This window comes from Methanolobus sp. ZRKC4 (assembly GCF_045291305.1).
Lineage (GTDB): Archaea > Halobacteriota > Methanosarcinia > Methanosarcinales > Methanosarcinaceae > Methanolobus.
This window is the reverse complement of sequence record NZ_CP146983.1, coordinates 3,051,681-3,077,071: the sequence shown is the minus strand read 5'-3', so window position 1 is coordinate 3,077,071 and position 25,391 is coordinate 3,051,681. Positions and strand designations below refer to the sequence as shown.

18 protein-coding genes are annotated in these 25,391 nt (G+C 42.0%); 16 read left to right on the top strand and 2 right to left on the bottom strand.

Going from position 1 to position 25,391, the window contains the following annotated elements; genetic code table 11:
* Window positions 1-644: 644 nt before the first annotated feature.
* From V7O67_RS15095 to V7O67_RS15020, 16 genes are all read left to right on the top strand, one after another.
* Window positions 645-1,559, top strand: a complete 915-nt coding sequence (locus V7O67_RS15095) for a hypothetical protein (protein ID WP_342304054.1) — start codon at window positions 645-647, stop codon at window positions 1,557-1,559.
* The gene (locus V7O67_RS15090) at window positions 1,552-2,460 is read left to right on the top strand and encodes a helix-turn-helix transcriptional regulator (RefSeq protein WP_406670422.1); all 909 of its coding nucleotides are present in this window, start codon (window positions 1,552-1,554) and stop codon (window positions 2,458-2,460) included. Before V7O67_RS15095 ends, V7O67_RS15090 begins: the two co-directional genes overlap by 8 nt.
* Window positions 2,461-2,895: 435 nt before the next feature.
* Complete coding sequence (locus V7O67_RS15085) at window positions 2,896-3,063, top strand: hypothetical protein (RefSeq protein WP_342304056.1); 168 nt, start codon at window positions 2,896-2,898, stop codon at window positions 3,061-3,063.
* Window positions 3,064-3,161: 98 nt separating this feature from the next.
* The gene (locus V7O67_RS15080; RefSeq protein WP_406670421.1) at window positions 3,162-4,037 is read left to right on the top strand and encodes an ABC transporter ATP-binding protein; all 876 of its coding nucleotides are present in this window, start codon (window positions 3,162-3,164) and stop codon (window positions 4,035-4,037) included.
* Between the two features lie 5 nt (window positions 4,038-4,042).
* A complete protein-coding gene (locus tag V7O67_RS15075) occupies window positions 4,043-5,422 on the top strand; it encodes a COG1361 S-layer family protein (protein WP_406655567.1) in 1,380 nt (459 codons plus the stop codon).
* Entirely contained in the window at window positions 5,419-6,663 is a 1,245-nt protein-coding gene (locus V7O67_RS15070; RefSeq protein ID WP_406655566.1) for an ABC transporter permease, read from the top strand. The genes V7O67_RS15075 and V7O67_RS15070 overlap by 4 nt, the downstream gene beginning before the upstream one ends.
* A 221-nt stretch (window positions 6,664-6,884) precedes the next feature.
* Window positions 6,885-7,853 carry a transglutaminase-like domain-containing protein gene (locus tag V7O67_RS15065; protein WP_406670420.1) on the top strand — a complete coding sequence of 323 codons (969 nt, stop codon included), beginning with the start codon at window positions 6,885-6,887 and terminating at the stop codon, window positions 7,851-7,853.
* Window positions 7,854-8,010: 157 nt separating this feature from the next.
* Window positions 8,011-8,325, top strand: coding sequence for a Rieske (2Fe-2S) protein (locus V7O67_RS15060; protein WP_406655564.1), 315 nt, complete (start codon window positions 8,011-8,013; stop codon window positions 8,323-8,325).
* 27 nt (window positions 8,326-8,352) lie between these two features.
* Entirely contained in the window at window positions 8,353-8,658 is a 306-nt protein-coding gene (locus V7O67_RS15055) for a Rieske (2Fe-2S) protein (protein WP_342304061.1), read from the top strand.
* A gap of 20 nt (window positions 8,659-8,678) precedes the next feature.
* Window positions 8,679-9,008, top strand: coding sequence for a Rieske (2Fe-2S) protein (locus tag V7O67_RS15050; protein ID WP_342304062.1), 330 nt, complete (start codon window positions 8,679-8,681; stop codon window positions 9,006-9,008).
* On the top strand, window positions 9,005-9,253 hold the full coding sequence (locus V7O67_RS15045; protein ID WP_406670418.1) for a glutaredoxin family protein: 249 nt from the start codon (window positions 9,005-9,007) through the stop codon (window positions 9,251-9,253). Before V7O67_RS15050 ends, V7O67_RS15045 begins: the two co-directional genes overlap by 4 nt.
* Before the next feature lie 6 nt (window positions 9,254-9,259).
* The gene (locus V7O67_RS15040; protein WP_406670417.1) at window positions 9,260-9,601 is read left to right on the top strand and encodes a ferredoxin-thioredoxin reductase catalytic domain-containing protein; all 342 of its coding nucleotides are present in this window, start codon (window positions 9,260-9,262) and stop codon (window positions 9,599-9,601) included.
* Window positions 9,602-9,612: 11 nt separating this feature from the next.
* On the top strand, window positions 9,613-10,194 hold the full coding sequence (locus V7O67_RS15035) for a nitroreductase family protein (protein ID WP_406670415.1): 582 nt from the start codon (window positions 9,613-9,615) through the stop codon (window positions 10,192-10,194).
* 94 nt (window positions 10,195-10,288) lie between these two features.
* Window positions 10,289-16,330, top strand: coding sequence for a hypothetical protein (locus V7O67_RS15030; protein ID WP_406670413.1), 6,042 nt, complete (start codon window positions 10,289-10,291; stop codon window positions 16,328-16,330).
* A gap of 306 nt (window positions 16,331-16,636) precedes the next feature.
* Window positions 16,637-21,598: a hypothetical protein gene (locus V7O67_RS15025; RefSeq protein ID WP_406670412.1), complete on the top strand. Its 4,962-nt coding sequence runs from the start codon at window positions 16,637-16,639 to the stop codon at window positions 21,596-21,598.
* A 39-nt stretch (window positions 21,599-21,637) separates the two neighbouring features.
* Window positions 21,638-22,366: a hypothetical protein gene (locus V7O67_RS15020; RefSeq protein WP_406670411.1), complete on the top strand. Its 729-nt coding sequence runs from the start codon at window positions 21,638-21,640 to the stop codon at window positions 22,364-22,366.
* 85 nt (window positions 22,367-22,451) lie between these two features.
* Here the strand turns inward: V7O67_RS15020 and V7O67_RS15015 are convergent, their stop codons facing one another.
* Together V7O67_RS15015 and nifE are read right to left on the bottom strand one after the other, a co-directional pair.
* Window positions 22,452-23,870 (bottom strand): nitrogenase component 1, encoded by a 1,419-nt coding sequence (locus V7O67_RS15015; protein ID WP_406655556.1) that lies wholly within the window; start codon window positions 23,868-23,870, stop codon window positions 22,452-22,454.
* Window positions 23,867-25,366: a nitrogenase iron-molybdenum cofactor biosynthesis protein NifE gene (gene nifE / locus V7O67_RS15010; protein WP_406670409.1), complete on the bottom strand. Its 1,500-nt coding sequence runs from the start codon at window positions 25,364-25,366 to the stop codon at window positions 23,867-23,869. The genes V7O67_RS15015 and nifE overlap by 4 nt, the downstream gene beginning before the upstream one ends.
* Between the last annotated feature and the right edge of the window lie 25 nt (window positions 25,367-25,391).

Sequence of the window (25,391 nt, the reverse complement as noted above, 5' to 3'; positions counted from 1 at the left end):
CGTTTCAACTTTTTGTCAAGATTGTTATTGATAGCGTTTTTATCAGGCTGAATAGTTACAATAAATCAATCTATATATGCTGTTTTTTCCGGTTAGAAAGTTATATTTGTTCCTGATACTTATTAGATTCTGTTTTGGTATTTATTATCTGAATCAAAGGTCTTATAAAGGTTTATTATCTGTTTTTGATGTGTATTCTTTCTTTTCCAGTAAGTATCCTTTTATTTAAGAATGCTAATGGGGGAATTGTCTGTCAGTAATAATATAATGGCAGACACCACCCCTACTTGGTGGCACCTTATCCCCCCAACCCCCTAATTACATCCAACCAAGGTGCCACCATCGTACCACCAACCCTTCTCGTTTAAGGGATGCCTGCAATAAGTGCATCTCTTGATCGATACAGGTGATCAAATTAAGTATTTTCATATGGACTCATTCTACTTTTAAGCGGTTGGCAATTTAAGCGTATTCAATTTGCAAGTAGTAATCATTAAGTTCATTACCTGCAACAAGAGCATGCATTTAAATATATGTGGAATATATTAAATGAAAGTAGTGCTTAAGATGCTTTGATCTCTGTTTACTGTCCTTGAATAGGATCTGGTAATTTGTTGCTTGTATTCCCAAAGGTGTGATCATCAATGAAAAAGATGCCTCTGATAATATTGATATTCCTCATGCTGCTAGTTGTTATTTCAGGCATGGTGAATTTTGGTGATGTGCAACAATATCCTGATGAAAGACATGAACGGTATTCTCAATTGTTTCCTCCTCCTTTTGATATAAAAGAGCCACAAAAAGGAGAAATGGTCCTTATCTACATGTTTCCGTATTCTTTTAATGCGGATGAAAAAAGTATACTCGAAGACAATATTGAGAAGGCAGAGGCGATGGTGGAACGTCTTGATATTGTAATCATACGTCTGAATGAGAAAGGTAATGATGTTCAGGATCTCGACCAGATGGTGGATGAGTATGATGTTCTTGTGTCTGAGTCCAGGGGTTATCTTGTACAGGCTGAAACCTCCTCCGTAAATTCAGATAAAGAGAAATATATAAAATTATCAAAGGAGAGTATCGTTCGTGCAAATTCAGAACTTAAACACATATTCGACAAGATAAAAACATATCTTCCTGGTCCCGTGATATTATCTGGTAATAGTAGTCTGGTAGCTGAAGGTAGCGGTGTTGTAATATTGTCCGGTGACCTTGATACAAGTTTCTTCTTGTCCGAAGGTAAGTTCTCAGTAGTTGATTTTGCAGGAGATATATCAATTGATATGGAAAAAGACTACAAGCAGGAAGTTCTCCAAGAAAAGGACGGAACACCTGATCACAATAAACCATATATTATGATTTCATATGTAGAGGTAGAAGGGAATACATCCTTGTCTGGTTCTGATTTTTCCGTTGCGATAATGGCTGATAGAATGAGTCTTCTTGTAATTGGTACAGGTGAAGTCGAGCTGATTGGCAACGGAACCTATTATTTTGATGATGGTACATCCAGTAGAATAGGAACTGTCTGGGCAAAACCAATATTTGAGAGTGACTGACATAAAAACCAGGTTGTATGACATGAGAGTATTATCCTGCATAGTTTGTATTGCCATGATTTTGCTGTTATCAGGCGTTACTGCAGCTTCAAGTATTGCAACTGTACATGGTGTGGCTTATGAATGGAGCACATTCGAACCTCTTGACAATGCAATAATAGAGGTAAATTCAACTCCTTCGCAGTCGATGGTGGCTAAGTATGGTGTTTACTCCTTTGAATTACCAAACGGTAGTTATCACATCACTGCAAGTTATTACGAAGATGATCAACTTACCTACTCTGCTGAAGATACGATCGTAGTTTCAGACGAGGGGAGTTATGTTTTAGATCTTCTGCTTTTGCCATCATATTCCAGCACTGGTGAGGAAACTGTAAGTAGTGCAGAAACGACATTACGAAACAATTCTATTCTTATTGGGGCTATATTTGTTGTAGTTATTCTTATGTTTATTCTGGTAGTCCAGATCAAACGGAAACCACAAAAGTCTCTTCCATCAAAGAAAGTAAAAATTGAAGAATTTTTACATGTATCGCCAGTGCTTATAGAAACAGCAACTGATAAAAGTGTAGAAGAAGAGCAGGAAGTGGTGCCGGAAGAAGACACTTCCACAACAGCAAGTGAAACAATTGATGAAGTTGTGAATATCCCCTTAGCAGAATCAAAAAAAGAACCTTTTCCCATTCATTCTGATGAACCGGTGCCTGCCGATCTTCAGGAAATCCTTGACATACTCAAGTCCCAGGGTGGCAGGATGACCCAGAAAGATATGCGTAAGCGTTTGAAATATTCAGAAGGCAAGGTCAGTCTCATGCTCCTTGACCTTGAAAAGAGGGGAAAGATACAGAAGTTCAAGAAAGGGCGTGGAAATGTACTTTTCCTGGTAGAATCTGAAGAGTAATTGTCTCTCTGCAAATTACAATATGATTTTTTCATGGTACAGATATTCTATATCAAAATGTCATTATTTAATCTTTTATGTGTTATTATGTATATTACCCGTTCGAATCAATATCAAAATTCTTAATAATTCTTAATAAGCTTTTTATTGTTTTATATGTTCTATAATTTCTATTGTAATCTCTATAAAGCTTTATTTTTTAAATATTGTTCTTTTTTTGCCTTTTTGAAGTAAGTATGCTTTTATTCAAAACTGGTTAATTGATGATTGCCTACCGATTAAAAATCCTGGTGGGTACCACCAAAACTAGGTGCCACCAAACCCCCAACCACATCTGGTCCGGTGTCACCGACATACCAACAACCAACCATCCCTTCGTTTAAGGGATGTCTGCCCCTATCCGGCAGATGTCTCTTATCCGAAATTGGAGGATGAATGAAGAACAATAATAATACACAGCAAAAATTCAATGGATGGAACGCTGATCGTTCAAGCCAGAATTGGACAAATGTTTCTGAACATGTCATTTCCTCTCTGTACAGGAAACTGGATATTGGGCAAATTGATCGTTTGCTGCAAATATCTCCGATAAGGGAAGATTGATTAATATATTCTCTGTGTATTAGTTGCACAGGTATATGTATTAAATACTAATTATATATTTTATATTTAAATTAAAGTGCCACGCATTGAGGTAAATTATGGACGGGAATTTTACGAATGTGAAAAACAAGTCTTCAGACGATTATATTGAGACTGCTAAGAATCTCATTGATAGAGCTAATTTGGAAAACAGGTTTTATGGTGATTATACTGAGACTGTTAAGAATGTCATCGATGAAACGAATGTGGTAAACAAGTCTTCAGGCAACAATCCCGATACTCTCATGCGTCTTACTGATGTCTGGAAAATATACAGGATGGGTGAGGTCGAATTTGCGGCTTTGAAAAATGTTGATCTGGAGATTCTCCATGGTGAATTTGTCGTTATACTCGGCCCCAGTGGAAGCGGGAAAAGTACAATGATGAACCTCCTGGGCTGCCTGGACCTTCCAAGCAAAGGCATTGTGGAATTGAATAACAGGGATATTTCCAGAATGCAAGAATCAGAACTAGCCCAGATCAGAGGTCAGCTTATAGGTTTTATTTTCCAGCAATTCAACCTGATTCCTACATTGAATACAATCGAAAATGTGATGCTTCCTCTTGAATTCCAGGAAGCTGATCCGGATTTGTCCTGGAAAAGGGCGGAAGAGTTGCTTAATGTCGTTAGTCTCTCTGATAAAAAGTACAACCTCCCCTCCCAGTTGTCCGGTGGGCAGAGGCAGAGAGTTGCAATTGCAAGGTCTCTGGCAGTTGATCCCAAGGTCATCCTCGCTGATGAACCAACGGGGAACCTGGATAGCGAAACCGGAAATTACATTCTTGAATTCTTGAGTGATCTCCATCAAAAAGAGGGTAAAACTATCATTATGATTACCCACGACCCGGATCTTACACGGTATGCAGATCGTGTGGTCCACATCAAAGACGGAATGGTAGACAGTATAGAGATAAAAAACCGTGAAGCAATGTGATAAAAATGAAAAAAATTTTGTTATTGACACTAATATTAATCCTCTCATTAAGCACAGCATCAGCAGCCATGTCTGCCAGCGCATCAGGTGTAGAGCTGGATCTGATGACCCAGAGCCCAAACCCGGCAAGACCCGGTGAAACAGTTGAACTTACTTTCAGTGTGAGGAATATAGGAAACGAGGACCTGGCAGATGTGGCAATTGAGATAGAACCTGAGTATCCTTTCTCTCAGCTATCGGGAGAATCCCTGACAAAAACCATATCTTTCCTTGAAGCCCGTCAGGACGAGGAAGATGCAACTCTTGTCAAATTCAAACTGAAGGTTGATGCAGACGTTGCGGAAGACATCTATGAAATAGATGTACTTGTCAGTGACAGTGAAAGTGACTCAACTATGTCTACAACAGTTGATGTGGATATACAGGGTAAGGAGTATGCCCAGATTGTCACTATAAGTGAATCCTATATCGATGTTGCAACCGTTGAACCCATGGAATTCGTTATTACGAACACAGGCAGTTCTCCGCTAAAGAATATGGCTGTTTCATGGGATGAATCTACAGGTACTATTCTGCCCGTATACTCATCCAATACCAAATACATAAGTTACCTTGATGTCGGTGAATCAGTGTCAGTGGAATATTCCTTAATGTCTGATGTGAATGCTGTCCCGGGATTGTATCAGCTTGATATCACTCTTGAATTTGAGGACTATGATTCCAACACCAACACCATAGAAACCAGGGCAGGTTTGTTTGTAGGAGGCAATACGGATTTCGACCTCAGTTATTCTGAGAGCGATGTGGGTGAAGTGTCCCTTTCCCTTGCAAATGTAGGTAACAACGAAGCTTATTCTGTCAAGGTTTCAATACCGGAGCAGGACAATTTCCTGGCTACAGGGAGTACTTCAACAATAGTCGGTAACCTTGAAAAGGGAGACTATACCATCACATCATTCGCCATATCCCAGGCAGGCTCAACGACTTCCGCAGAAAAAGATTCTTCCGGTATCGCACAGGCACGCTCCGACTTTTCAGAGATGACAGATGAGGAGAAGGCAGCGATGAAAGAGGGAATGTCTTCCAGAAACGAACTTCTTGTTCTTATCGAGTATACTGATTCTACAGGCCAGAGACTTTCAGTTGAAAAGTCGGTTCAGGTAGAAGAGCTGACCGGTGGGACCACAGCAGCAGGCGTGGGTCCGGGAAGAAAACAACAATCATCCGGAAACAATTACCTGTTGTATGGTGCTGTGCTTCTGGTAGCCCTGGTTGTGGCTTTCAATTACAGAAAGAGGAAGATGCTCAAAGAAGGTAATTACGAGCCTCTCAGTGTCCAGTTCAGAAACCTGAAAAGGAATGTATTGAAACAGGAGAAGCAATGAGGCGAAGTACCTATCTTAAGCTTGCTACAAATATCCTGGTTCACAGTAAGATCAGAAGCTGGCTCACCATAATAGGTATTGTCATAGGTGTAGGTTCAGTTGTTACTATCATGGCACTTAGTGACAGTATGGAAGCAGATATGGAAGAGAGATTTGCCGATATGGACCTTACATCAATAACGATCACCCCGGGTTACACCAAGGCCCAGTCAGGTTTTGGTAAATTTGGTCCCGGAGGAGGGGGAGGAGGTGGTTCATCTTCTTCCGACGCGGAACTGACCGATAAGGATATCATGGCCATAAAACTGGTCGAGAATGTGGATTACATTTATGGTAAGATATCCGACAGCGGTATGGAAGTCTATTTCATGGGTGAAACTGCGGATCTTTCAGTGACAGGTGTTGATCCCCAGGTATGGCAGTACACTGTGACATATGATCTGGATTCCGGCAGATTGCTGGATACCACTGATAACAATGCAGTGGTCATAGGTTACAGGATAGCCCATGAAATGTTCGATGAGGAAGTCGGTTTGAACCGTGTGCTTACAATCGAAGGCAAATCTTACAGAGTAGTAGGTATACTGGCAGATGGTGAAAGCGATAATTCTATCATCATGCCGATAGATTCGGCTGTGGAGATCATCGAAGATGCGGAGGATGATGTCTATGATTCCATAGTCGTAAAAGCGGATGATGTCGATAATGTAGAGACAGTGGTGGGTGCTGTCGAAGAGAAACTCATGATCTCCAGGCATGTTATTAATGACGATGACAGGGATTTCACGGTATCTGATTCTCTTTCATCGGCCGAATCCGCAAGTGAGATGATGGATTCAATGACCCTTTTCCTGGGAGCCATAGCAGGTGTATCCCTTGTGGTCGGTTCTGTAGGAATTGCAAACACAATGTTTACATCTGTACTGGAAAAGACAAGAGAGATCGGTACCATGAAGGCCATAGGAGCTAAGAACAGGGATATTCTCATGATTTTCCTTGTAAATTCCGCACTTGTGGGCTTTGTGGGAGGTGTTCTCGGTATAATACTGAGTCTCGGATTATCCTCCATGCTGCCGTACCTTGGAATTTCAATGATGCGCTCATCCATGGGTTCCACTATTGCCCCCGAGCTTATGCTGCTGGGTATTTCCATAGCCGTTGGCATAGGAGTTCTTTCGGGTGTGATTCCGGCATACAATGCTTCCAAGATGAAGCCGGTGGATGCACTGAGATACGAGTGAAGTTCCTCTCCACAAAAGAGGATATTGGTTTGGTCTATGTGAGGCTACAACGCTTCATATAGCCAAATTTCATCATAAAATCAGAATTTATTATGGTTTCAGATAAAATTAAATGAAATGAAGTAACATACAGGTAGTATATCATACAGAAATAATGTGATAAAATAGGGCGAAATACTATGGAAAAATCGATACTTTCTATTTTTCTAGTAATGATATTGATGTTTTCGGCCTATACTGTGTCTGATGAGAACGATGATGCAACTACATCTTCTTCTTCTGTTTCTTTTGAAGAAAATGTTTCAGATAATATAAGGTCTGAAGTTCAGAAAATAACCTTTATGAGTAGTTGTCAGTTCCCAGGATTCAACATGCTTCAACTTCTTGGATCTGACTCAAATTCGATGGGTGAGTCAAAAAACATACAAAGTATGCAGAATAGTTCACAAGACCCTAAAAATATTGATTCTTCAACCATTCCTTCTCAAAATATCCGCATAGCTCCGGTTCCATGGATGCTGCCAGAGATGGTTGACAAAGAGGAACTCAGCTCTTTCCTTCAGGCTAATACTCCTGAAACGAGAGGTGTTTCACAGGTCCAGGAATATGTAACTCCATATGCTGATGCTGTTCAAGATTATCTTGGGGATGAGAACCTTGATGATGCAGAGGATATATACGAGGCTGCAGTTTCATGGATATGGGTGTCTGACACTATATTGAATGGACAGCAGGATGCATGGTTGCCTCCTGCAGAGTTTCTGGAAGATACTCCATATTTCGATTCGAATCCCATGCCAGGCGAGATTGTCAGTGACTGTTCAGAACAGGCCAATACTCTGGCATCTTTGCTTATAGGCTCTGGTAAGTATGATGAAAGCACTGTGAGGGTTGCCATAGGTGAAAGGGAGTTCAGTACCAGTACCGGTGGCCATGCATGGGTGGAGGTCTATGAGGATGGGGGATGGTTTCCAGTAGATGCTGTTGTGGGTCCATACTATGATGATGATACTTCAGAAATAGTGTATCCTGATAATTATGAAGATATCGACTTCTATTATTATCTGGATGAAAACTATTCTGCGATAGAGGTATGGTACTATTACAACAATGAATACTTCATTGATGTAGATTCAGGAACGGTAGATGCACCAGACAACTGGAATTCCATTCCTTCCAGTTATTCTTGATTTTTACTGTTGATGTCCTTTTAGTTTCAACGTTACACAATAGTGTTGTTGTTACTTACAATCAAAAGTAGACAATACCTCGTCTTGATATGTTTATTATTGTTTCACGACAATTATTTATATTTTTGAATCCCTGCTTAATATGGGAGGTTATCAGATGCCCGAGAAATCCTGGTTCTTTGCAATGAACGAAAAAGATCTGAGTGAAGGAAAAATAGAGTTTTCCAGAGTAAAGGGAACTCCCGTACTTCTTACAAAGAAGGAAGGAACTATATACTCTCTCTACGGGAAATGTCTTCACAAGGGTTGTCGTCTTTCCAAGGGCACTTTCAGCGATGCATATATCCTGAAATGTGGCTGTCACGGCTGGGAATACGATATAAGGACCGGTAAGCATCTCGGAGATGATAGCACAACTCTCGAAACTTATGAGAACAAGGTCGAAGACGGGGAAATATTTGTCCTGCTTTGAACTGTTCGTTACATAAGGAGGTCTGAAATGACTTCGTGGGTAATAGTCGCAAATGATGTTGAAGTGAAAGAAGGTGAAATGAAACCCATGGATGTTGGGGACAAACAATTACTCCTTATCCGTAAAGGTGGGGAAGTGTTTGCTCTTGAGAACCGATGTCCACATATGAACTGTCATCTTGAGGGTGGTACCCTGCAGGACTATTCCCTAAAATGTCCGTGTCACAGTTGGATATTTGATATTCGCACCGGGGCATACGTAGCATCCGATAAGATAAAAGTGAACGTGTACGATACACAGGTGAAGGATGGCAAGATAGCCGTTCTAACATGATATGCAACAGGAATGTATCTATGAATCAGGAAAGTAAATGGATATTTGCAATAAAGGAAGATGAACTTGCTGATGATGAAAAAAAGGCATTATTACTTGAAGATGATAAAGTGCTCCTTATCAGAAAAGATGGTCTGTTTTTTGCAATATCCAATAAGTGTCCTCATATGGAATGTCCACTGTCAAAAGGTACTCTGGAACAGTATATATTAAAATGTCCCTGCCATGACTGGAGATTTGATATTCGAAGTGGTGAGTTCCTTGATGCAAAAGAGATCAGGGTATCTGTCTATGAAACAAAGCTCATGGATGGCGGTGTTTTTGTAAATATGGGAGGTGCAAGCAAGTGAAGAAAGTGGTACTGTATACTCTTAGTACCTGTCCCTGGTGCATGCGTGCAAAGAAATATTTCAGGGAACGGGATATTCCCTATGAGTACACTGATTACGATAAAGCAGATGATGATACAAAAAAGGCTATCAAGGATGATTGTCTTGCCCATGGTTCTGAAATGTCTTTTCCATTTGTGAAGGTCGATGAGGATGTCGTAGTGGGATACAATCCGGCCAAGTACTCAAAATTACTCAAGTTGTGATCAAAGATGGATACTGAGAAGCGTAAAGAAAAGTTAAGGACAATGTTCCAGAGGGTGATCGATCCTCTGGGTTACAAATATAGTCCTGATGAGGAACTTGTTGATTTCCTTCTGGAACAGGAAGTGATGCTGGAAAAGGAGAAAGGTCATCCATTTTGCCCGTGCCAGGGATTGACAGGTGAGCGGGAACATGACATGCAACTGGTATGCCCTTGCATACCTTTTCACAGGGAACACTTTGATGCAATGAAACGTTGCTGGTGTGGCCTGTATGTTCATAAGGACGTTGAGGACCCGGACAGTCTTATGCAGATATCTCTGCAAGAGTTCCTTGAATCAAAAAAATAGGAGTTGTTCTAATGGGTGTGGAGAAAAATAGCGTAATTGAAAATATAAAGACACGAAGGAGTATCAGTGAATATACTGATAAGGAGGTAAGTGACGAAGACATCAAGAAGATAATTGATGCCGGTGTTCATGCACCTTCCGGTTTCGACAGCCAGCCCTGGTTCTTTGTTGTAATTCAGAACAGGGAAATGATGAAGCGGATGTCCGATTATTGCAAACCGCGCCTTCTTACTCAATTAGGCGAGGCTACAAATGATGCAGCTATAGCGTTCAAGAAAGAACTTGCAAAAGAAGATTTTGACATCTTCTACAATGCTCCTTTGCTTGTAATTGTACTCGGAAGCAATGCAGGTTTCACCACGGATTATGATTGTTCCATGTGCGCACAGAATATGATGCTTGCAGCCCATTCAATGGGTATCGGCAGCTGCTGGGTGGGTACGGCATGTTTCATCCAGGACAATCTTGAATTACTCGAAGAACTGGGGATTACACCTGATTACAGAGTAATTGCACCAATCGTATTTGGTTATCCTCTAGCAGAACCTGGAGAGATCCCTAAAAAAGAACCTGAAATTGTGTGGGTGAACTAAGTATTTTATCTTTTAATTAACCTTTTCATTCATTTTATTTTGAGCCAACAGCAACTATATATTGCATCTGCCACCAACATTATATGGTGATACGGTGGGCATTAATCAATCTATTTTATGCAAGTTACTTATTGTTATCATATTATTAGGAGCTCAGTTTTATCCGGCAGTAGCTGCAAGTAATGAAGATCTGTTTTACAATGAAGATGATTCCTATATTCCTCAGGATACCCTTATGAGCTTATCGATGGTGTCCCAGATAAAAACCCAGACTCCATCTGATAATGGACTGGATGTTTTGGAACTCATAAATCTTACAACTGATCCCAGTGACAGTGATGGAGACGGCTTACCTGATTCCGTAGAACTTGTTCTTGGAACTGATTTTAATAATACTGATTCTGATTTTGACCAACTTGACGATTATAATGAATCAGTGGTTTACCTCTCCGATCCACTGGAGCTGGATTCTAATTATGATGGTCTTGCTGATAACTTTGAGGTGATTGATGTACCATCCCTTGATGTTGATGGAGACGGACTGTCTAACATATGGGATTTCGACAATGATGATGATGGTGTAGAGGACAATGTGGACCCTTCACCTTTTGCACGTTCAATAGATTATGAAACTTTTAATTTTGATCTCAAGACAAACGGTAATCCTGTCTACATGGATTTCCAGCTTCTTCCCGAGGAGCCTGATCATGTAAGACTTGCCTATCAGAAGTGGGACTGGCCTTATGATAATAAAAGCACGATGCAGGATCTTGATAATTCCACAGATGACTTGCATCTGATCCCTCTGCTTGAGCTTACAATGGATTCTGTTCCGAAACAGTCGGAAGTAGAAGACTATGGTATAGGTATTTCCGGAAACAGGGCATATGTTCCGCTTTTCCAGGTCAACGGCATAGGAGGGGAAACTGCCCTTGCAGGAAAGATGTTCTATCCCCAGTCCAACACTACTGATGTTCATGTAAATGCAAGTCTTCTGTGGCTTGTGCAGGCGAAGACAGACAGCCTGGATGAAACCAATGTTACGATAATTACAGATACCACCACTATTGTATCATACAGGGAAAAATTCACCCTGACTGGTTTCAGTGTTGAGGAAAGTTATGGCAGTGATGTTGGTATTTTCTACACCGGTGACCTGAATCAGAGTGTAGCCAGTAATTTCATGCTTGCATATTCATTCCTGAGAAATAACCAGTCCACTGTTCAGGATATGCCACAGGAACTTTCCAGTCACAATATTGCTATTTCATCTAATATAGAGAGTTTTGAGCACCGTGATCTCGGACTACAGGGTCTTACTACCAGAATGACACCCAATGCCCTTGATTCTCTTCCGGATAACCGTGTTCTTCCGATAATCACAGCATTGCAGAATGATTTTGCAAAGAAAGACCTCTCTGAGATTGATTCAGGTTCTCATATAGTTGGTAACGATATTTCAATTGATATCAGCGGTGACCCCATCATTTCCTTAAAAACCCTGAAGACAAACTGGTATAATACGGCGGATAACTCTCCAGCAGATTCTGATTCCATATTAAGTGAATTACAGGATTGGGGTAATGTGGTTAATGTAGATGAGGATGCACTGTCATCTTTAATGACTCTGGCAGTCGTCTGGAGTGCAGGTGAGTCAAAGGTTACAAAGATTGGTGATTCACTGATTAGTTTCAATGACCAGCACGCAATAGACGTTGTCAGTGATGTCCAGTTATGGACCAGTACTGCTTTCCTTGCTACTACTACTTTAATAGATATAATTGCCAATACGGCGGAAGTAACATACAGGGTGTATGTCCTTGCGAATATTATCAGTAAAGGCTGGGATGGAGCTATGAAAATAGCTAATGGTATTACAAAGGGTGCATCCAGTCTGGGTAAAGTCCTTTCTGTAATCGGTGTGGTTATGCTGGTAATAGGATTTGCACTGGAAGTTGGTTTTGCCATATGGGGTTTCTTTAAGATCGCCATGAGCGAGGGCTGGTCGAATACCGGTACTTTCCAGGGTGCGGTCTATGCTGCTATTATGATAACATACGCTGCTGTGATGCTTGCTATTGGTGTCATCCTCCTTGCATGTGGGTTCATACCTTACGTAGGATGGATAATCGCACTGGTAGGAGGCATTATTCTTGGGCTTATAGGCCTTGTTGACTTCATACTCGGCTTCTTCGGGCTAGGTTTCTCTGACTTTGCGGCATGGGTCGTGAGCAAATTCCATCAGACCTATCCTAACACGGAGTATTCCCTGGACATAATTGATACTTCACTTGATATGGAAGATCATGACAGCAACGGATTGAGTGCAGGTGACAGGATCACTTTCAAGAGCCGTATAAACGGGACTATCACAAAGACAGCGGACGGAACCTGGAAGGATGTCCAGGATAGTTATGTTGTTCCGCACTACAATATCAGGCGATGGATGACAGGAGATACACCGGTTTCCTACTGGAAGTCAGATTATGGTGAGTTCACCAACACCGTGGCAACTGTCGAATCATATCCGAATTACAGGAATACCACCTATGAGGTGGGTGCATGGATAGAGCCTGTTGAAGGTACCGTCAACTTCCCTGTCCCGATTGTATTCAATGCTGACTATAAGGTAATATATACTGACCGCAGGATAGAGTGGGACTTCTGGAATGGATATAAATACACAACTATGAATGACACCGGTACTGTGACAAGTGAAATCGATATGCTTTACTTCGATGTCCTTCCTGGTAATGTTGGTGATCTTGCAGATTGGTACCACATTTCTTCAGAAGATCACGATTACGATGGTCTTGATAATGATATTGATCCATATCCATGGGGCTGGGATGCTGATGGAGACGGATTAAGTGATAAGTTTGAGGTAAACACTTTGGGTTCAGATCCTTCCAGTTCAGACAGGGATGGCGACGGTCTCAATGATAAAATGGAACTTATCTACGGCACGAATCTCACAGACCCCGATACCGACGGGGACAACATGTCCGATTTCAAGGAAATCAATGGCTGGGATATCAGTTTCAACTACAGCAATCATACTTTCAATATGACTGTCCACTCCGATCCACTTTTGCCTGACAGCGATGGAGATGGTATTGGTGACCAGATGGAATACTGGAGTTACCTGAATCCAATGTCAAAAGATACGAACGGAGACGGAATCACAGATGAACCCGACCCGCAACATATGACCTATGTGAATTTCGAAACAAAATGGGGTAGTGAAGGTTCCGATGATGGGGAATTCAACAGTCCTGTGGCAGTGACAGTGGATTCTGAAAGATATGTCTACGTTGCAGATTCAGGTAATCATCGCATTCAGAAATTTGATTCAAGCGGGAATTTCATTACCAAATGGACACCAATAACTGGTGAAAATTCCAGTCTGCATATGATTGATATTGCTGTGGATCAGGATGATAATATCTATGCATTTGGAAGTATGTCCGTAGAGAACAACTTTTATTCAGAAATCATACAGAAATTCGATTCAAATGGTAGTTTCCTCTCTTCATGGAATGTAAGCTCGGATCGTGGCTTTGGAATTACCAGTGACGGACACATCTACATCTATAATGGTGTACCATATGTTGGACTCCGTAGCGGATTATTTGATATTTTCAATTCAAGCGGAACATTAGTCGGGAACATGACATTTACAGGTGGAAACAAGGTATTTGAAAGCTTTTCAACAATGGCCGTTTCTCAGGATGGTTATTTCTATCTGACGGACGGGTATGACTGGCATAACAACGGTATATTCAAGTTCGATCCTAACGGAACGTTTGTTAAGAGATGGGGAAGCGAAGGAGGTTCGGATCACAATTTCTCATGGCCTGAAGCACTTGCAGTTGATGAAAAGGGATATGTTTACATTGCTGACACAGGTAATCATCACATTCAGAAATTCAGCTCGGATGGATTTTTCGTTACCAGATGGGGCCAGTTCGGTGTAAACGATAGTGAATTCACTAATCCCACAGGTATCGCAATTGATGCTGATGAGAATGTCTATATCAGCGAAGGATCTCGTTATTGGGGAACTGCTGGAAACCGCATACAGAAATTCTCTCAAATAACGGATATTCCACCACGCAACGTATCCGACACTATAGATACCGACGGTGATGGTCTCTTTGACAATAATGAAACCGCAGGATGGGATGTGACTTTCACCAGTTCAAAAGGTACGTACACTGTTCATGTTGAAAGTGAGCCTCTTGTAAAGGATACGGACTTCGAAGGTCTGAACGATCTGCAGGAATTCAACAGTTCTTCCAACCCGAATGACGTTGATACCGATGATGATGGTCTGAGTGACTATGTAGAATTCACCATTGGAACAAATATTACTCACTACGATACCGATGGTGATGGCCTTAATGACATGACCGAGATTATTTTTGGAAGTGATCCGAAAGTGGTTGATACTGATGGTGATGGTCTCTTTGATGATGAAGAGTTTGACTTTGGCTCCGACCCTACAAAAGAGGATACCGATGAAGATGACCTTACGGATAAGGAAGAAAAAGACTTCGGTTCCAATCCGCGCAATCCTGATACAGATGGAGATTTGATGTTTGATAAGACAGAGGTCAATGAAACTGGCTCTGCTAACAATTCCGACACCGATGGCGACGGCCTACTTGACGGTCTTGAACTGCTGTACAATACCAGTGCAAGGAACAATGACACTGATAAGGATGGCATACCTGATGGTAAGGAAGTCGACAACAGGATGAATCCGAAGAGTAATGATACCGATGGTGACGGACTAACGGATCTGTTCGAGTTCAACAACGGTACCGATCCTACTAACAGGGATACTGACGGAAACGGCCTGAACGATTCCGAAGATCCGTACTCATTCGCGACCAATGCCGAAAGAATATGGGTCAGTTACGATGAGACTGATAATTCTCTGCAGTTGGTCGATGACCTTGAAAGGTACACCAATGTGACAGTTTTCCAGCCTGAAGATATCGGCAATTATAGCGATAAAGAAAATATCCTGTTTGTCGGAAGGCTGGGAACGGACAGCAGCACGGCAGGCAATATCACTATGAACATACTTGCATCCGTTACGCCGGAGAAACTCCTTGAAATGAAGGCATCCGATTACGAAAGGTTTGCTGTCGAGTATGATGTATGGGCCGATAACCAGACTGTTGTTATGCTCTCACATCCGTATCCGAATGATCATTACAGGGTGCTTGAACTGTTCAAGACTGATTCCGGTGAAATGGGATATCCGGATGTTGTAAGTGAGTTCAGGGCAGATGCAATAGATAAGATGGGACTTTATGTTATGGTTGAGCTCAGGAATCCTGTAAAACCTTCTATAGAACTCACACATTACAACAAGGACGAACTTCCTGAAAACATGACATATGGCCTGGCTTCAGGCGGATCAGGTGTGAAGTACCTTGACATCAATGTCAGCGAGAATGTCATAAACGGAACTTTCAACAATATCCAGAGGGCTATGATAGTCATTTATTATACTGCCCGTGACCTTGACAGGACCGGCGATCTTGACGGCAATGATGCAGGGGATATTGATGAATCCTCCCTGTCAATGATCTGGTTCAATGAGACCAGTGGCAACTGGGAAAAGCTTACAACTGACATGGACTGGGTGAGTGGTGTTGGAATAAATACGGACAATGAGATAATCGATGGCGTGGAATACGAGGGCTATATGTGGGCCAATGTATCCCATTTCAGTATGTACGGACTTGCCGGTGCCGAAAGGATTGAAGCTACTGCAGATGGAAAGAAAGATGACGATCATCCCCTCGATTCTGATCGTGATGGCCTCTACGATTTCATTGAGCGCAGGATGGGGACAGACCCATTCAACCAGGACACTGATAATGACGGCATTATTGATTCGGAAGATGATGACCCACTAGTTTCTTACATGTCTGTCGTTGATGAGGATAGAGACCAGTCAGTATCAGATCATATGGAAGACACACAGGATGACACTCAGGCAATGTCAACAGAAGATGGAGGTGCACCTGCTGAAAGTACATCTATGCTGTTCTGGATTCTTGCGTTCATAGTTATTGCATTGCTGGCTGGTTTTGTAGCGTTGCGGAAAAAGGAGTAAGGTAAATTCTTAGAAGTATCAGGAGTAGGCTGATAAATCAGCCTATACTTGTTTATTTTTTCAAAAATACAGCGTGGCATACAGTAACATGCAGCAAATTACTTATACGGGACTTCCTTTTTATATTGAGAAGGTGGCACCATTACCAAAAATATTCTATTTCAGATACTTATAGTTGTAACGCTGTTAGGAGCTCAATTCTACCCTGCTGTCGCAGCCAGCAATGAAGATATATTTAGCAATGAAGACAATCCTTATATTCCACAGGACACGGTCACAGCATTATCGATGTTTTCCCAGATAAAAATGCAAACTCCTGCAGCTAGCGGAGTAAATGTTCTGGAACTTATAGATGTTACAACAGATCCGGTTGATACTGATGGTGACGGATTGCCGGATTCTGTGGAATCTATTCTTGGGACCGATATTAACAATGCTGATTCTGATTTTGACCAACTTGACGATTATAATGAATCAGTGGTTTACCTCTCCGATCCACTGGAGCTGGATTCTAATTATGATGGTCTTGCTGATAACTTTGAGGTGATTGATGTACCATCCCTTGATGTTGATGGAGACGGACTGTCTAACATATGGGATTTCGACAATGATGATGATGGTGTAGAGGACAATGTGGACCCTTCACCTTTTGCACGTTCAATAGATTATGAAACTTTTAATTTTGATCTCAAGACAAACGGTAATCCTGTCTACATGGATTTCCAGCTTCTTCCCGAGGAGCCTGATCATGTAAGACTTGCCTATCAGAAGTGGGACTGGCCTTATGATAATAAAAGCACGATGCAGGATCTTGATAATTCCACAGATGACTTGCATCTGATCCCTCTGCTTGAGCTTACAATGGATTCTGTTCCGAAACAGTCGGAAGTAGAAGACTATGGTATAGGTATTTCCGGGGACAGAGTATATGTTCCACTATTCCAGGTAAATGGTATAGGTGGAGAAACTGCTCTTGCTGGAAAAATGTTCTATCCCCAGTCCAACACTACTGATGTTCATGTAAATGCAAGTCTTCTGTGGCTTGTGCAGGCGAAGACAGACAGCCTGGATGAGAATACTGGAGCAATAAGCACATCCACTACAACCCTTATAACCTACAGGGAAAAATTCACCCTGACTGGTTTCAGTGTTGAGGAAAGTTATGGCAGTGATGTTGGTATTTTCTATACTGACAACATTAACCAGAGCATTGGCAGTAATTTCATGCTTGCATATTCATTCCTGAGAAATAACCAGTCCACTGTTCAGGATATGCCACAGGAACTTTCCAGTCACAATATTGCTATTTCATCTAATATAGAGAGTTTTGAGCACCGTGATCTCGGACTACAGGGTCTTACTACCAGAATGACACCCAATGCCCTTGATTCTCTTCCGGATGGTCACATACTTCCTGTTATTTCTGCAATCCAGAATAATTTCACAATATCTGATCTGTCTGATATGGGCTCAGGTTCTCATATAGTTGGTAACGATATTTCAATTGATATCAGCGGTGACCCCATCATTTCCTTAAAAACCCTGAAGACAAACTGGTACAATACCACAGATAATTCCCGTGTAGATTCTGAATCCATGTTTGGCGAACTCGAGGATTGGGGTAATGCAGTAAATATGAATGCAGACTCTCTCCAATCGGTTATGGCTCTGTCACTTGTATGGGCAGTGGGTGAATCAAAGGTCGTAAAGATTGGTGGAACACTTCTATCCTTTGAATATCCGCTGGAAATGGATATTCTCAATGATATCCAATCATGGGCAGGAAATGTTATTTTTGTAAGCTTTGCATTTATGGATCTTGTTTCAAATGCAACGGAAGTGGCTTACAGGGCGTTCTTTGCCACCAAATATGTTCTGGAAACAGTAAAAGGATTCTTAGGGATTCTTCTGACCACGAGTCAGTCTCTCAACAAAACCCTCGGGGTGGTTGGTAGTATTGCTAAAGGCCTGAATGGGTTTGGTAAGGTACTAGGTGTTATCGGCATAATCACCATGATCGCGGGTTTTGTCTTTGACGTTGGCTTTGCCTTGTGGGGATTCTTTAATATCGCCATGAGCGAGGGCTGGTCAAATACTGGAACTTTCCAGGGTGCTATTTATGCTACGCTAATGGTTGCATATGCGGCTGTGATGCTTAGTATTGGTGTTCTCCTTCTGGTATGTGCAGCAATACCTACAGTAGGATGGATAATTGCGCTTGTGGGTGGTATTATTCTGGGACTTGTTGGTTTGACCGATTTTATCCTGGGAATATTTGGAATAGGTTTCTCAGACTTTGTCTCATGGATTGTTGATAAATTCCATCAAACATATCCGAATACGGAGTGTTCACTGGGTATGATCAATACATCACTTGACATGAGGGATAACGAAAGCAATGGACTGGATTATGGGGACCGGATAATTTTCAGGAGTTATATTAATGGAACGATCACAAAAACATCAGATGGTACCTGGCAGAATGTCCAGGATAGTTATATAGTTCCTCACTACAAGAACAGTCGCTGGGGGGATTCACAAACCCCATGGGCTTACTGGCTAGCAGACTATGGTGATTATACCAATACGGTAGCTATACAAAATTTATATCCTAATCAGCAGAACACTACCTATGAGACCGTTGCATGGATCGAACCAGACTCTCCTAATATTAATTTCCCTCTTAGACTTGAATTCGAAGCAGATTATAAAATAATATATACGGATCGCAAGATCGAATGGGACTTCTGGAATGGTTATAAGTATACTACAGTGGAAGAAATAGATTCAACCCGCAGTTTAATGGACACTCTCTACTTTGATATACTTCCTAATAATTTAGATGGTCTTGTGCGATGGAGCGAGCTCTCCTCACTGGACAATGATCACGATGGTCTTGCCAACGGTGATGATCCATACCCCTGGTCATGGGATGCAGACGGTGATGGCTTGAGTGACACTTTTGAGTTCAATTCCATAAACTCAGATCCTTCAAATTCCGATAAGGACGGAGATGGACTTAATGACAGGATGGAATTCATATATGGCACGAACATGTCAAATAATGACACTGACAACGATAACATGTCTGATTATCTGGAGATAAGTGGATGGCAGATAAGTTTCAACTATTGCAATGAGACTTTTAATATGACTGTCTATTCCGATCCTTTGTCACCGGATAGTGACAGGGATGGTCTTGGAGATGAGGCGGAATATCTGAGTAATCTTAACCCGATGTCACCGACCAACACTACCGATACTGACGGTGAAGGCCTGATGGATGTAATTGAAACTGCCGGATGGGATGTGACGTTTACTAATGGGACAGGAACACATACTGTTCGTGTTGACAGTGAACCTCTTAACAAAGACACTGACTATGATGGTCTGAGCGATTTTGCAGAGTACAGTAATTCATCCAATCCACGGGACACAGATTCGGATGATGACGGCCTGAGTGATCTGATGGAGATCAATCTGGGAACAGATATTCTTGACTGTGATACTGACGGAGATCGTCTGGATGACAACACTGAGATAATATTTGGCTCTGATCCATTAATGGGAGATACCGATGGTGATTTTTTATCCGATATGGATGAATTTAATTATGGTACAGACCCAAACAACAACGATACCGATGGTGACGGGCTCACTGATGAGGAGGAAGAGGAAACTTGTACAAGTATGACAGATGCGGATACAGATGACGACCTGATACCAGATGGCGAGGAAGATTATTGGGGTGATGGTGAAGATTATTGGAGTTGTGATGCATGTAATCCTGATATTGATGGTGATGGATTGCTTGATGGTTATGAAGTGTACTATAATACCAGCATGTACCTCAATGATACTGATGGTGATGGTTTACTCGATGGTCAGGAAATAGATAACATGACCGATCCAAGGAGTAACGATACTGATGGTGACGGATTATCTGATATGTTCGAACTCAATAACGGTACTGATCCGACAAACGGGGACACAGATGGGAACGGCTTGAATGACTCTGTTGATCCATATTCATTCGCATCCAATGTCGAGAGAATCTGGGTGAGCTTCGATGAAAATGAAGATACTCTTCAGCTTATAGAGGAACTTGGAGAATATACCAATGTAACTATTTTCCAGCCGGAAAACATCGGGAATTATTCTGATAAAGAAAATATACTGTTTGTAGGAAGGCCTGGAATTGATAATACCACTACAGGTAATATGACTATGAACATATTGGCTTCCGTGGCACCTGATACCCTGGATTCGATGAAGGCATCCGATTACGAAAGGTTTGCTGTCGAGTATGATGTATGGGCCGATAACCAGACTGTTGTTATGCTCTCACATCCGTATCCGAATGATCATTACAGGGTGCTTGAACTGTTCAAGACTGATTCCGGTGAAATGGGATATCCGGATGTTGTAAGTGAGTTCAGGGCAGATGCAATAGATAAGATGGGACTTTATGTTATGGTTGAGCTTAAAGATCCGGTCAGGCCTTCAATAGAACTGAACCAATACGATGAAGATGAACTTCCTCATAATCTGAGTTTCGGATTATCCTCAGATGATCTTGGTGTCAGGTATGTGGACATCAATGTCAGCGAGAATGTCATAAACGGAACTTTCAACAATATCCAGAGGGCTATGATAGTCATTTATTATACTGCCCGTGACCTTGACAGGACCGGCGATCTTGACGGCAATGATGCAGGGGATATTGATGAATCCTCCCTGTCAATGATCTGGTTCAATGAGACCAGTGGCAACTGGGAAAAGCTTACAACTGACATGGACTGGGTGAGTGGTGTTGGAATAAATACGGACAATGAGATAATCGATGGCGTGGAATACGAGGGCTATATGTGGGCCAATGTATCCCATTTCAGTATGTACGGACTCTCAGGAGGAGCAAGAACTGAAGTTGTTGCATCAGCTGATAGCAGTGATGATGACGGTCCACTAGATTCCGACCGTGATGGATTGTTTGATTTTGTAGAACGAAGAATGGGTACTGATCCATATGATCAGGACACCGATGATGATGGTATCATTGATTCGGAAGATGACACTCCACTGGGATATATGTCAGATGAAGATGATATTGATATTGTGTCATCTGAAGACCCGGTAGATACTCCGGCATATCCTGTTGACGATGAAGGTGTACCTGATGATGGTGATACATCCAATACATTCTGGATGCCTGTTATTGGAATAGTAGCACTGCTGGCTGGTATTGTAGTTCTGCGGAGAAAGGGATAAAGTGGAAGGTGGTAATTTATGTGCAATAAGGTGATCTGATTGTCAACAGCAGAAAAAGGAACTGGTAACAAGCAACTATATGTTGTTCTTGTTATTATTTCCATTTTGATTTTGTCCGGTATCTACTATTACGCGGAGTACAGGGAGATCAATGATCCATACGATCTTGCAGGAAGAGTTATACATGTATCTGAGGATATCACATCCTATCAATTCAACATGAGCAGTGATATTACAGTTCTTGGGGAAACAATCTCTCCTTTAAATGGAAGTGGCTATGTTGGTTATGTTGATCGGGAAATGGATATCACTTTTTTCTCACCTGACAGATCCATTGATATGATGGTAGTTGATGAGAAGGCATACATGAGAGAAAATGCTGGAACGTGGCAATCCAGAAATCTGGATGAGCAAACCTGGGATAGTAATGACCAGTTATCTCAGAACGAATTCCTTCTGGCAGATTCTACCAATCTCAGTATGGAAAGGATTGATTCAGGCATAGTGCTCACAGCAATTCCCGATCAGGCAACATTGATACAGGAAGCTGAAAAAGTTGGTCTGGACCTTCAGGGAGACGAGCAGTTAAGGGATTATTATGTAAGATACCTGATCGATGATGAAACTTATCATATCATTTCCATTGAAACTCATATTGAGTTCCTGATGAAGGTGCAGGGTTTGATGTCGCCGGTTATCATAAACAACAGGGTAGATATTTCCAGCTATGATGAAGAAATCGAGATTGAAGCACCGTTCATAATATAAATTTGAAATCTAAAAAAAGAATTGAATTTGGCATTTCATAATTAGAAAATTGCCAAATTCAAATCAAACGTTTTTAGTATTTTCTTCACGCTTCTGCGGAGTGAAATGAATCCTCGCCGAGCGGAACATAGCTTTCCGGTTCGGACCATTTCGCAGCGAGCTTCTCCTCTTGCGCTTCCAGAATTGTATTCGTGATCCTGTCAAGTATTTCCATTGCGCCGCGATATCCCATAGCAAGTACTCTTTGGGCTCCTACGCGATCATGTATGGGGAAACCAACCCTTACAAGAGGTATTCCCATCTCCTTTGCAATGTACTTGCCATTGGAGTTCCCTATTAGCATTTCAGGTTTTGCCTTTCTTACAGCATCATTGAATGAGTCAAAGTCCACATCCTCAAGTATTGTAACATCGCAGTCCGGCTTAACCTGTTTTACCCTTTCCATTGCATATTCTGCAAATTTTGGAGATTTGCTGGAAGCTACGACCAGTATCGGATGCATACCATTTTCAAGTACAAGGGAAAGCATTCCCAAAATATTGTTCGGATCTCCGTAAATAGCTACCTTGATGCCATAGACGTACTTATGTGAATCCACCATGGCATCTATCAGACGCCCCCTTTCCTTCTGGTAGTCTTCAGGTATGTCCGTTCCTGCTATCTTGGACAGTGCAGCCAGTAACCTGTCAGTGTATTCCAATCCTATGGGTAGTGGCAGATTCCATGAAGGGATATCGAATGTCTGTTCCAGATAACTGACTGCTCTGTTATCGTTAGTGATTCCCAGGCCAATGGTAGCAGCACTGTTCTTCATATCCACTATATCGGCATGGGTAGTTCCTCCGGGGAATATCTTCTGAAGCTCTCCTGTCATGGGTGCGTCAAAAGTTTCCGAGATATCCGGGAGGAAAATGAAGGAATTAGAGCCAATGGTGTCGGATAATATGCCCTTGAGTTTGCGTGTGTCTTCGGGAGAAATATTCTCTGAAAGTACTACATTGAGCTTATTATTGAAAATGTCACTTGCATCTTCTCCGATAGTGAATTCCTTAACAATAGCTTCTACAGCCTTAATATAACCACTATTGTGGCTATCTTCATAGCTGGGTGTTGGTACGGGAATAATTATCAGGTCATTTGAAAGCTCCGTTTCTTCTTCCCTGAACTCGTCGATGATACGTCCGATGTCATCTCCTATGGTTTCGGCAAGACAGGTTGTAGATACGCCTATGACCTTTGGATTGTAACGCAGGATGAGGTTTTTAAGACCCTTCTTAAGGTTCTCGCTGCCCCCGTATACGGCTCCCTTCTCACTCAGAGAACTCGATCCGATATCTACGGGTTCCCTGAAGTGATGTGCAAGATGCAGTCTCATGTAGGTGCTGCATCCCTGTGAACCGTGTAACAGTACCATGGAGTTCTCTATCCCCTTGAATGCCATTACACTGCCTATGGGCTGACACATGATGCAGGGATTAACAGTAGTATGATTTCTCTCAGTCATGCCATTGACCCCTGTAGTGTATTGGTATTGAGATCTTGCATATTATTTCTCTCCCCTACGTCCTTATTTGATTCTGCTGTGTTTTGCTCTGCAGACTTGATAGTATTCTTTGTTTCCGTACTTCCTGAACTTGAATCTCCGAGCTTGCTTCCAACATATTTCCATACAGGACTGTTTATGGAAGCATCCAGCTCTCTTGCAAAGTTCAGAAAACCGTCGTAACCCTCAAACTCAATGACTCTGTCATGATTGAAATCACAGAAAGCTACACCAAGCTTGTAGGCAAGGAACCTTTCCTTGACACCTGCAACCATCAGGTCTGCCTTCTGTTTTACAAGGAGGTCGGCAAGTTCCAACGGATTTGCATCGTCTACGATTACCGTGCCATCCTTTACCTGGTAGCTAATTTGCTTATAGTCATCTCGCTTTCCCGTTTGTGTACCTATTATAACGACTTCCATTCCAAGCTCGCGGAAACCTTTGATAAGTGTTAATGCCTTGGCAGCACCGCCCATGTAAATAGCAGCGGTCTTTCCCTGAAGCCTGTTTCTGATTGCTTCTATCTCAGGCATAATCCTCTTTGTTTCATGCTCGATTAGTTCTTCAGCAGTCTTCATCATCTCTTCAGAATCAAAGAACTCAGCTACTGTCCTGAGGGCAATTGCAAGATCCTCTATTCCAAAGTAGCTTACCTTGCGGAAAGGAATTCCGAATTCCTTCTTCATCCATTTTGCAAGGAATGTCATGGAACCTGAGCACTGTACCAGGTTCAACTGGGCTCCGTGTGCTTTTGAGATACTATCTGCTGTTGCATCTCCTGTCATCGAAGTAATAACCTGTACTCCCATCTTCTCAAAAAGAGGTTTTACCAGCCAGACATCTCCTGCCACATTGTAGTCGCCAAGTATGTTGATCCTGTACTCAGATGTGATTTCAGGTTCTTTTGTTCCGACAAGATGCATGAGTGCATTACATGCTGCTTTGTATCCGTCGGACTTTGTTCCCTTGAATCCTTCTGACTTTACAGGTAATACCGGTATACCAACTCTTTCGGTTGCTTCCTTACAAACCGCTTCAAGATCATCGCCGATTATACCGACAATACAGGTTGAATAGACAAAGATGACCGGAGGATTGTATAGCTCGACAAGTTCGTCGATGCACTTGGAGAGTTTTTTCTCACCACCGAATACTACGTCAAGTTCTTTCATGTCGGTTGAGAAGCTGGTACGGAACGTTTCCTTATTGCTTGACAGGCTACCTCTGATATCCCAGGTGTAGCTTGCACACCCGATGGGACCGTGTACAAGGTGTATTGCATCGGTTACGGGATTTAATGCCACACGTGCTCCTGAATATACACAGGCTCTCTGGCTCATTGAACCGGCGATGGATGTATTATCACAGGCAAGCTGACTGCTCTTCTTTGCCTGCTTCAGGGCGATGTATGGTTGTCTTTCATCCAGCGTGTTTATCACACTTGTAATGTCTGGCATGTTCTCACTCCTAAATTTATGAGGT